At 36.5% G+C, this 9637-nt stretch carries 9 protein-coding genes and 2 pseudogenes; 7 read left to right on the top strand and 4 right to left on the bottom strand.

All coding sequences use genetic code 11. The features are described 5' to 3' along the window. Positions 1-67: 67 nt before the first annotated feature. A pseudogene (hslV, locus tag WGMM_RS01165) lies at positions 68-530 on the top strand (ATP-dependent protease subunit HslV). 1 nt (position 531) lies between these two features. Next, on the top strand, positions 532-2022 hold the full coding sequence (gene hslU / locus WGMM_RS01160) for an ATP-dependent protease ATPase subunit HslU (protein WP_038248790.1): 1491 nt from the start codon (positions 532-534) through the stop codon (positions 2020-2022). Positions 2023-2090: 68 nt separating this feature from the next. Here the strand turns inward: hslU and WGMM_RS01155 are convergent, their stop codons facing one another. Beyond that, a complete protein-coding gene (locus WGMM_RS01155; protein ID WP_038248786.1) occupies positions 2091-3032 on the bottom strand; it encodes an FKBP-type peptidyl-prolyl cis-trans isomerase in 942 nt (313 codons plus the stop codon). Continuing rightward, on the bottom strand, positions 3025-4032 hold the full coding sequence (locus tag WGMM_RS01150; protein WP_038248783.1) for a polyprenyl synthetase family protein: 1008 nt from the start codon (positions 4030-4032) through the stop codon (positions 3025-3027). Before WGMM_RS01150 ends, WGMM_RS01155 begins: the two co-directional genes overlap by 8 nt. Before the next feature lie 146 nt (positions 4033-4178). Between WGMM_RS01150 and acpP the strand changes: the two genes are divergently transcribed. After that, positions 4179-4439: an acyl carrier protein gene (gene acpP, locus WGMM_RS01145; RefSeq protein WP_038248799.1), complete on the top strand. Its 261-nt coding sequence runs from the start codon at positions 4179-4181 to the stop codon at positions 4437-4439. A 13-nt stretch (positions 4440-4452) separates the two neighbouring features. Beyond that, positions 4453-5724: a beta-ketoacyl-ACP synthase II gene (fabF, locus tag WGMM_RS01140; RefSeq protein ID WP_038248780.1), complete on the top strand. Its 1272-nt coding sequence runs from the start codon at positions 4453-4455 to the stop codon at positions 5722-5724. A 147-nt stretch (positions 5725-5871) separates the two neighbouring features. Here fabF and WGMM_RS06440 read toward each other — a convergent pair whose 3' ends face one another. Continuing rightward, positions 5872-6096, bottom strand: a complete 225-nt coding sequence (locus WGMM_RS06440) for a hypothetical protein (protein ID WP_010082031.1) — start codon at positions 6094-6096, stop codon at positions 5872-5874. On the opposite strand from WGMM_RS06440, the gene WGMM_RS06435 reads away from it, so the two are divergent. The 3 genes from WGMM_RS06435 (at position 6005) to thyX (ending at position 9093) form a co-directional block, all read left to right on the top strand. Next, on the top strand, positions 6005-6778 hold the full coding sequence (locus WGMM_RS06435) for a CPBP family intramembrane glutamic endopeptidase (protein ID WP_458694878.1): 774 nt from the start codon (positions 6005-6007) through the stop codon (positions 6776-6778). The two genes, WGMM_RS06440 and WGMM_RS06435, sit on opposite strands and share 92 nt — an antisense overlap. A gap of 155 nt (positions 6779-6933) precedes the next feature. After that, a complete protein-coding gene (gene murA, locus WGMM_RS01130; protein WP_038248775.1) occupies positions 6934-8211 on the top strand; it encodes a UDP-N-acetylglucosamine 1-carboxyvinyltransferase in 1278 nt (425 codons plus the stop codon). A 9-nt stretch (positions 8212-8220) separates the two neighbouring features. Further along, the gene (thyX, locus tag WGMM_RS01125; RefSeq protein ID WP_038248772.1) at positions 8221-9093 is read left to right on the top strand and encodes an FAD-dependent thymidylate synthase; all 873 of its coding nucleotides are present in this window, start codon (positions 8221-8223) and stop codon (positions 9091-9093) included. On the opposite strand, the pseudogene WGMM_RS07305 reads toward thyX, so the two are convergent. After that, positions 9072-9637, bottom strand: a pseudogene (locus WGMM_RS07305) (hypothetical protein); the annotation flags it as partial. The gene thyX and the pseudogene WGMM_RS07305 overlap by 22 nt on opposite strands.

The raw sequence follows: 9637 nt of genomic DNA, 5'->3' as shown, positions 1-9637 counted from the left end.
TTTTGATGATGGGCTATATTCTGCTGTTAAAGCAGTTGGCATTTTGCTTACCTACAACCTGTAGGTAATAGGTGACGGACAAGTTTCATTGGGCCACACTGTTATAAAATCCGGAGCAAAAAAAGTTAGGCGTCTTTCTGGTGATTCTGTAATTGCTGGGTTTGCTGGAGCAGCAGCTGATGCATTTACTCTCTTTGAAAGACTAGAATCTAAACTTGATAAGCACCCAGGGCAATTAATGAGAGCATGTGTTGAACTTGCAAAAGACTGTAGAATGGATAAATATCTGAGGAAATTAGAGGCTATGATGATCGTTGCAGATAAATCTATTTCATTAGTAATTACGGGAACCTGAAGATGGAATCGCCGCTATTGGCTCTGGGGGAAATTTTGCTCTATCTGCAGCAAGAGCTTTAATTGATATTAAAGGAATATCAATAGAGGAAATTGCGAAAAAGGCTATGAAGGTACCTGCCGATATATGTGTTTATACAAATCATAATGTAGTTATTGAAAAGATAGAGGAGTGATATGTCTTCCAAGCAAAAAACTTTATGCACCAATTTTTCCAATCAGCCCATAACCCTTTCAGAAGGGCGGTCTTGTAGTAGTGACACCTACGATGAAAAAGATAACCTCTATAAAGATACTAAGAGTGGTTTTGATTCAAATGACAGCGATGTTCAAGTTAATGACAGCACTCAAGTTTTGTTAGATGACCTGCCACCACAGAAGATAGTTAAAGAATTGGACAGATTCATAATCGGACGGGATGATGCAAAGCGTGCTGTTGCTATTGCGCTCAGAAATCGTTGGCGTCGCAATCAGGTTCCATTTCCATTGCGTGATGAAATCATACCTAAGAATATATTGATGATCGGTCATACAGGGGTTGGTAAAACTGAAATAGCTCGTCGCTTAGCAAAACTTGCCGGTGCACCGTTCATAAAAATTGAGGCAACGAAGTTTACTGAAATAGGGTACGTTGGACGTGACGTTGATTCGATAATACGCGATTTAGTTGATGCAGCAATAGTTTTAGTTAAAGAGAAAGCCCGTAAAGCCTTAGCTAAAAAGGCTTTAATTTTAGCTGAGAAAACAATAGTAAACTCTATGGTAGGCGAAAATGCAACCGAAGAGAGTAAAAAAATTTTTAGAGAAAGGTTGAGGAATAAAGAGTTTGAGGACGGAGAAGTTTCTATTAACGTCAGAGAGAGCAAGAGTATGTTACCTACTTTCGATATACCAGGTATGCCAGGTGGGCAAGTTGGTGTGATGAATGTAACAGAAATAATGGGCAAGATGTTTAACGGGAGCAAAAAAACAAAAACTATTACGGTGAAGGTAAAAGAAGCGCGTGAAATATTAATTAATGAAGAAAGTGAAGGGCTAATGGATGAAGATAAGATAATCAAAGAAGCTATTGATCTTGTTAGTAATGACGGTATAGTATTCTTGGATGAAATAGACAAAATTGCAGCGCGTACAGAAGTAAAAGGTGAAGTAAACAGAGAAGGAGTGCAACGCGATCTGCTACCATTACTTGAAGGAACAACTGTTACAACTAAGTATGGCCATGTAAAAACAGACTATATATTATTTATTGCATCTGGTGCTTTTCATCAGTCTAAACCATCTGACCTCTTACCGGAATTGCAGGGCAGATTACCGATCAGGGTAGAACTTAAGGCACTTACTCAAGAAGATTTAATAAGAATATTAAAGGAACCAGAATCTAGTTTGTTAAAGCAGTACATAGCTTTAATGAAAACAGAAAATGTGACACTTGAGTTCACTGATGATGGTATAAAAACCATAGCTGAAATAGCGTTTACAGTTAATAGGCAAGTGGAAAATATAGGCGCAAGAAGGCTTCACACTGTTATGGAGAAGCTTTTAGATGAGATAAGTTTCATTGCTTCTGAGAAAAATAGCGAAAAATTCATTATAGACAGCGAGTATGTAAAAGATAAACTTGAGTCAATTTCGAAGCAGCTTGATTTATCTAAGTTTATACTTTAGGAAAAACGAAAAGCCTACTTTAAGTAGTATAGAAAGTGTTCAGAAGGTCAGCCAGTAGACCTAAAATTTCAGCTATATTCTTTAGGCTGTTTTTCAACAGTAGAATGGTGTGCTGCGACCTCTTGCTTAACATCTAAGCTTAAGTCAATTATTGAGATATTTTCTTCATCATAATCTATGTCTTTTATTAACATATCGTCAGTAATAGTCAAAAGGTCAGGCGGAGAAAGAATAGTTCTTTTATTACCAGCTCTCATTCCCACAACTCCAAGCTCTATAGCAAGTGGTATTTTTTTATCGCCAACCCTAAATTGCACTGTTTGATCTTTGGCTATATATTCTCCATTATGCTCCTTTACGCTATATTTAACCGATATCTCATCACCGCACCTTACTTGTTTTCCAGTCTTGTTAATTAAGTCATTAAAAACCATCAGATTATTTACCGAGTCGGGATATTTATCCTTTATTTCGATCAGTTTGACGTAATAAGAATTAAAATTCATTTTGTTATCATTGGCAATAGTAACTACACGCTCTCCGCCTTCTTTCATACCTATTACCCCTAAACTCACTTCTTTTAGGTTATCTTGACCTATTTTCAAAGTAACATCAGAAACTTTGCTAGGGAGTGTTGCTAAGTTATTATTAGAAATTTTATATATTTGCAATAGGACTTCCAGGCCACAAAAAGCCTTGCTGCCACTGCCTTCAGTAATTTCATAAAAATTTATTGAATCTTCTTCTTTTTGCTGTGTCATTTCTTCTAAATATTCTGTCAGCCCATGCTTTTCAATATAGCGGTCAAGCGCTGATTCAAGTATTGGCTTCACTAGGTAATATGCTATCGTCTGTATCAGACCACCATGCGTGGCATTTATCTCATAAAGCTTGTCCTTTTTTTCCGGTTTACCTTTGCTTATATAGACAATAGTAAACACAAAAGTAGAAGTTAAAGTGAGAATCGTTACTACGGAAATAAGCATTTGTAATATAATTTTTCTAACCATCTTTCTTTACTTGATTCAATAAATCATATAAATAATTAGTATCCCCTGAAAGCGCACTCAAATTATCCAAGCCTTGTTTAAAGAGGCCGTCTATATAGTCCTCTACTTCACTTTTACCAAGCACAGACATTAGGTTATTTGTTTTATCTTGTTCGTAGTCTTCAATATCATCCTTAGCTTGAAAGATAAGCCCTAGATTTATTCCATAGTTATATAACGCTTTACGTTGCTTGTCTGTAGCATCCCCTATTATAGCACCTATTTCACATGAAGCTGCAAATAGTTTTGCGGTTTTCATCAAATGAATTTCTTTTATTTTATCAGCTTGGCCCGACGTTATTCCAGCGTCATACATGCAGCCGTACGAATGTTGTAGTTTTAAGGTAGAAAGGGTGTCATGCAAGTAGCTGACACTGGAATCCATTTCATGTTCAGCTCCACTATCGCATGGCTTTTTGCACGAAATGCTTGTAGGCAAAGCCTTCTGGATCCCAGTGTCCGCTACTTGAATGACAGAGGGTTGGGGGCTAAAATCTATATGCTCACTGTTAATATCTAAAGCCTGTCCTCCCACCATTCCCCTAATTCCTATTGCCTGAGAAAGAACTTTTATGATCTCACAGCGTTTCTCATTTAACGAAGATAATACCTCAAAAGCCAGAGTAAGTAGTGCATCTCCGGCAAGCACTGCTGTTGATTCATCAAATTTTTTATGGCAGCTTAGCTGGCTTCTGCGGGTATCACTGTTGTCCATGCATGGTAAATCATCGTGAATTAGAGAGTAAGCATGAACAAATTCAATTGCTGCAGCAACTGATATTACTTTTTTAGCTTCCGCGTTAAACACTCGCGATGAAGCTACGACTAAAAAGGAGCGTATATGTTTTGCAGGAGCAAGGAGTATATAACGCATAGCTGATATAAGCTTATTCTCGCTATTTTCGGGTAAGAGTTTATTTACTTCTACAATAAGCAAATTTTTTGTTGTTTCGTCTAGCATTTTTGAATTGTTAATTGTTTAGCACGCAACGCTAGCCAGCTAGGGCAGTAGAAAACTTTACTGTAGTTTACCAGTTATAAAAGATATTGCAAACATAAAAATTTTTTATAACATCAAAGAAATAGGTTATTTTTTTGGTAAGAAATGTGAATAGCGAACTAGCAAAGAGCACTAGAGAAGACATAGAAGAGAAAGTGAAAAAGATTATACTAGAGCATATTAGTAAGGATGTAGAGAAATTCAACAGCTCTTCAAAGCTTTCGGAGCATGGTACAGACAGCTTAGATGCAGTTGAAATCATCATGGCAGCAGAAGAAGAGTTTGGAATAGAAATTCCAGATGAAGACGCACAAAAAATGGAAACTATGGAGCAAATAGTTGACTACATTAATAATAAAAAAGGCTAATAGTTAGTGTTAAATGGGCAGAAGAGTAGTAGTCACTGGTGTTGGTTTAATCACTCCACTAGCGGCAGATGTTGACAACACTTGGTCAAGGCTAATAAAAAGTGAGTCTGGCATAAAAGCAATCAATACGGATAGATTTGACTCTTCTGATCTTGCTTGCAAAATTGCAGGGCAGGTGCCGTTGCAATCAGACAACATTGAGCACCATTTCAATCCACTAGATTATATTTCTGAGAAAGACTCAAAAAGGACAGATCGTTTTATCCATTACGGTATTGCAGCAGCTATTCAGGCAGTAGATGATTCATTAATTTTGGAAAGCCAAAATATCAATCGGGAACGTGTTGGTGTGACTATTGGCTCTGGTATAGGTGGTCTTCCGTCAATTCAAGAAAATGTTATTACCATGCAGGAAAAAGGGCCCAGACGTGTCAGTCCATTTTTTGTCCCTGCAAGTCTAATAAATTTGATATCTGGCCATATTTCTATTAAATACGAATTTACAGGTCCAAACGATTCAGCAGTAACCGCATGTGCAACAGGTGCGCATGCAATCATAAACTCAGCAAGAACTATAAAACTTGGTGAAGCAGATGTTATGATTGCAGGTGGAGCAGAAAGTGCACTGTGTAGAGTTGGAATTGCAGGTTTTGCATCTATGAAAGCGTTATCAACTAAATTCAATGATAAACCCAAAGAAGCTTCAATACCATGGGATGCAGAACGCGATGGTTTTGTTATGGGTGAAGGAGCAGGTATATTAGTGTTGGAAGAATACGAACATGAAAAAAAAAGGGGGGCAAAAATACATGCTGAACTGGTTGGGTACGGACTCACAGGAGATGCGCACCACATTACAGCACCACATCCAGAAGGAAGAGGCGCATTTAAGGCAATGCAGCTTGCTTTAAAGAGCGCGCAAATTAATCCCAATCAAGTAGGGTATATCAATGCACATGGAACTTCAACTTCACTTGGAGATAAAATTGAAGTAATAGCGATGAAACAGTTATTTGGTGACTACGTTTATAAAATACCTCTTTCTTCAACTAAATCTTCTATAGGACATTTACTTGGTGCTGCAGGGAGCGTTGAAGCAATATTCAGTATTCTTGCGTTAAATAATGGAATTATTCCGCCAACCTTAAATTTTCACAAGCCTTCAGAAGGATGTGATTTAAATTTTGTACCGTTTAAAGCTCAGGAGCATAAAATTCAATATGCACTATCTAATTCGTTTGGTTTTGGTGGCACTAATGCATCGCTCATATTTGGACAAGTTTAGTTGATGTCACCCCAGTGTCTTCCTCTGGTCATGCAAGCAGCTCTCCTACTGTCATCCCAGCACATGACACTGGGATGACAAACGGTTGTGAAAGGGAAAACATATAAAAATTCAACTATCAATAGCAATTCAAAAAGAAAAAATATTCTATTCATCCCTGAAGAAGTATTTTATTGACAATTTATGAATAAAGATCAATAATGCAGAAAAGGAATTGATAGGCGTATGCATGAATTTAACCACTATTAATTGTACATTATTTGTTGTAATTACATATTTTTTGACGTGCATTATAGCTTGGTGCTTACCTTTCAAAGACATAACATTATTAACAACATTTGTTCCGGCTTCAGTTGCAATTTTGCTAACCATTGATAATAAGCAGAAGGTAAGGGATCTTTTTAAACTTAGTTCGCCAAAAAACTGTCTATTAGGGTTTATACTTATTCTGGTAAGTATGCTAATTTCCAATGGTCTTTTGTCAATTTACTGCGGTTTTTCATTTTTCCGAGAGTCTTTTACGTTAGACCGTGTAAAGGATTTGAGTGCAGTTTTGAGTCCATTAGTGATGTTATTTGTTTTATTATCAACCTTTGTGATGTGGATCGTTATGTCTCTTGGTGAAGAGATCGGTTGGCGTGGCTATCTTTTGAAAAATCTTAAAAGCAAAATATCAAATTTTTATATAAGAGCAATTATTGTCGGTATTATTTGGTCAGTATGGCACATACCAACTTATGTGGTTGCTGGCTCAGCTTTGTGGAAGGATGGCTTTACATTCCCGACTATTTGTGCTTATACCCTTTATATTTGTGCAATGTCTATAATGTTTACCTGGTTGTTTGAAAAAGACAACTCGATTTGGCCAGTAACTATTGCTCATGCAACAAATAATCTTGTGTATAGTGTTTTGAGCATTCTAATGCCGTCTCCTCCTCTGTCAACTTTCGATGCAGTAATTCGCCTTACATTAGGAGCAGCTGGTTATTTCATTGTTGCAATTGGTGTTATTTGGTTTGATCAAGCTCGAGAGCGTCATTTGAGTAATTCATAGTATAAAATTTCGGGGGCAATTCGCATCAGGTATCATGCAGGTAGCATGACACTGGGATGATGAGGAAGAAAAAGCAAATTTTGCCTTTTACGGTCAATCTATTATACTTAGTAAGACTTCAATAAACTAATGAATTATACTTTATATCTAATTAAATGCACAAGATATTAATAAGAAATAACTACAAACCTTTGGTCGGAAAAATCAAGATTAATGGCTCAAAAAATGCTGTTTTACCAATAATGGCAGCAAGTCTATTAAGTAGCTCCCCGGTAATTTTGCATAATGTACCTGATTTAATTGATGTGCATCTAATGTCTAAGTTGCTTGAAAGTCTTGGAGCAGAAGTGAACTTTATGCACAATAAAAATTATAAAGCGAACCATACTTTGAAAATTGACTGCAGCAATATCAACAATCACGTGATGCCATATAAAACCGCAAGTAAGCTAAGAACTTCTTTTCTAATATTGGGTCCAATGCTTAGCAGATTTGGCAAAGCGAGAACAGCATTTCCTGGTGGATGCAACATTGGAAAGCGTCCCGTTGATATGCATATTAAAGCATTAGAAGAAATGGGAGCTAAAATTGAAATTGACGGCTATAATATAATTGCAACAGTGAAAGGAAAGCTACAAGGAAAAGAAATCACATTTGAGAAAATAAGTGTTGGCGCAACAGAAAATGTAATAATGGCAGCAACATTTGCAGAAGGAGTGACAACAATAAACAATGCTGCAACTGAGCCGGAAGTTCTTGATTTAATAGATTTTCTGAAGAAAATGGGTGCTGATATTGAAATTGATAATACAAAGGTCATAATAACAGGAGTTGAAGCACTAAATGGATGTGTTCATAAAATAATACCAGATCGCATAGAAGCAGGCACCTATGCACTAGCTGCTATAATAACCGGTGGTAAGTTGGAGTTGGAAGGAATAAATCTATCTGATATAAGGTGTGTTACAAATGAGTTGGAGACTATAGGAGCTATGGTTGAACTGTATGATGGAGGCATTGTTATTTCCAGAAAAAATGGCTCTATTAAGTCTGCTAACGTTGCGACAGATCCATACCCCAATTTTCCCAGTGATATGCAACCACAACTGATGTCTGCAATGTGCATCGCTGATGGGATATCAGTAATTGAAGAGAACATTTTTGAAAACAGATTTACACATGCAGATGAATTGAGAAAGTTAGGTGCTAATATCAGCATCGAGAAAGGCAAAGCTACTATAAGTGGAATAAAAAGCTTATCTGGAGCTAATCTATATGCTACTGACTTAAGATCAACAGCAGCTTTGGTGCTTGCTTCTTTGGTAGCCGGTGGAGAAACTATAATAAACAATTCACATCATTTATGGAGAGGATATGAAGCAATGCATGAAAAACTCAATTCATGTGGAGCTGATATCTCCATTTCGTCTTGAGGATATTTTATGAATGAAGCAACCAAACGAACTATAGTAAAAGAAATAGATGCAATCTTATATGAAGAACATAAGGTATTAGACCATGGATTTATTCGAGTAGTGGATTATATGGGCTCTGATAGCGCTATAGTTCAAGCTGCTCGTGTTTCTTATGGCAAGGGAACAAAACAGACAAGTCAGGATGAAGCACTTATAAAGTATTTAATGAGACATCATCATACAACTCCATTTGAAATGTGTGAAATTAAGTTTCACGTGAAACTTCCAATTTTTGTTGCAAGGCAATGGATAAGGCATAGAACTGCAAATGTGAATGAATATTCAGCAAGGTATTCAATACTTGATAATGAATTTTATACACCTAAACCAGAACAAGTTGCAAAACAATCTGACAATAATAAACAAGGTAGCGGGGAAGCTTTTGATCCAGATACCTCAAAGGAAATAATAGATTCTCTAACAAATGACTCTAATTTAGTATATTCTCATTATGAAAAATTTATTGGGCAGGGGCTTGCAAGAGAAATTGCCAGAACTAACCTAATGCTTAATTACTACACGCAATTTTATTGGAAAATAGATCTGCATAATCTCCTTCATTTTTTGAAGCTTAGAGCTGATAAGCATTCCCAATATGAAATCAGAGTTTATGCAGAAGTTATGCTGGATATAATAAAAAAATGGGTTCCACTGGCCTACAATGCCTTTGTTGAATATTGCCTAGAATCAGCCTGTATTTCAAGAACTGGTCTAGAAATAATTCGCAAATTAATTAAAGGGGAAAACGTTACTAGAGAAGAAAGTAATATTGGTAAAAGAGAATGGGGCGAGCTGATGTCTATACTTGATAAGCAATCAATTAACTCATCACTTTTATAGAATGCCTCATTAAAATCATTTAGAGTTCCAAAATCCTGACCCTTGATAAACAGGTGATCATTAGCAACATGTGCTTCATCAAGAGTAAACAGCTCGTAATGATGATTGTGAGCGGGCCTAACAATTTCATTATATAAAACCATTACTTGTTCGTAGTTATATCCATCGCCAGCGTGATATTTACCACGTATGGTATCATAAAAATTCTTTACATCATTATATGTTACTTGCAGCTCCACCTTATACTTTCCCACTTCAAGAGGACTTCCTGTCTTTATTTTTAAGGGATGTTGTGAATTTGCAACACTGTTAGAAGTTTCTGCTTCAATATCAGAATTTTTATCCATATTTTCTATCACACTTGCCATAACAGTTTCTTGTTCAGCTTCTGTTGGTTTTGTTTGTTTTTCAGTCTTATTACTGCTACTGTCAGTTTCCACAGTTATAGCCTTTCTTATAATAGTCCGAATGCGATAAGATATGTGTTTATGGCTATAGCAGGCCAGTAGCATATTACGGTCTGTTCGGATTATTGTAAAAAGAG

The organism is Wolbachia endosymbiont of Glossina morsitans morsitans, from assembly GCF_000689175.1.
Classification (GTDB): Bacteria; Pseudomonadota; Alphaproteobacteria; order Rickettsiales; family Anaplasmataceae; genus Wolbachia; species Wolbachia pipientis.
This window is presented reverse-complemented; position numbering and strand designations above follow the sequence as displayed.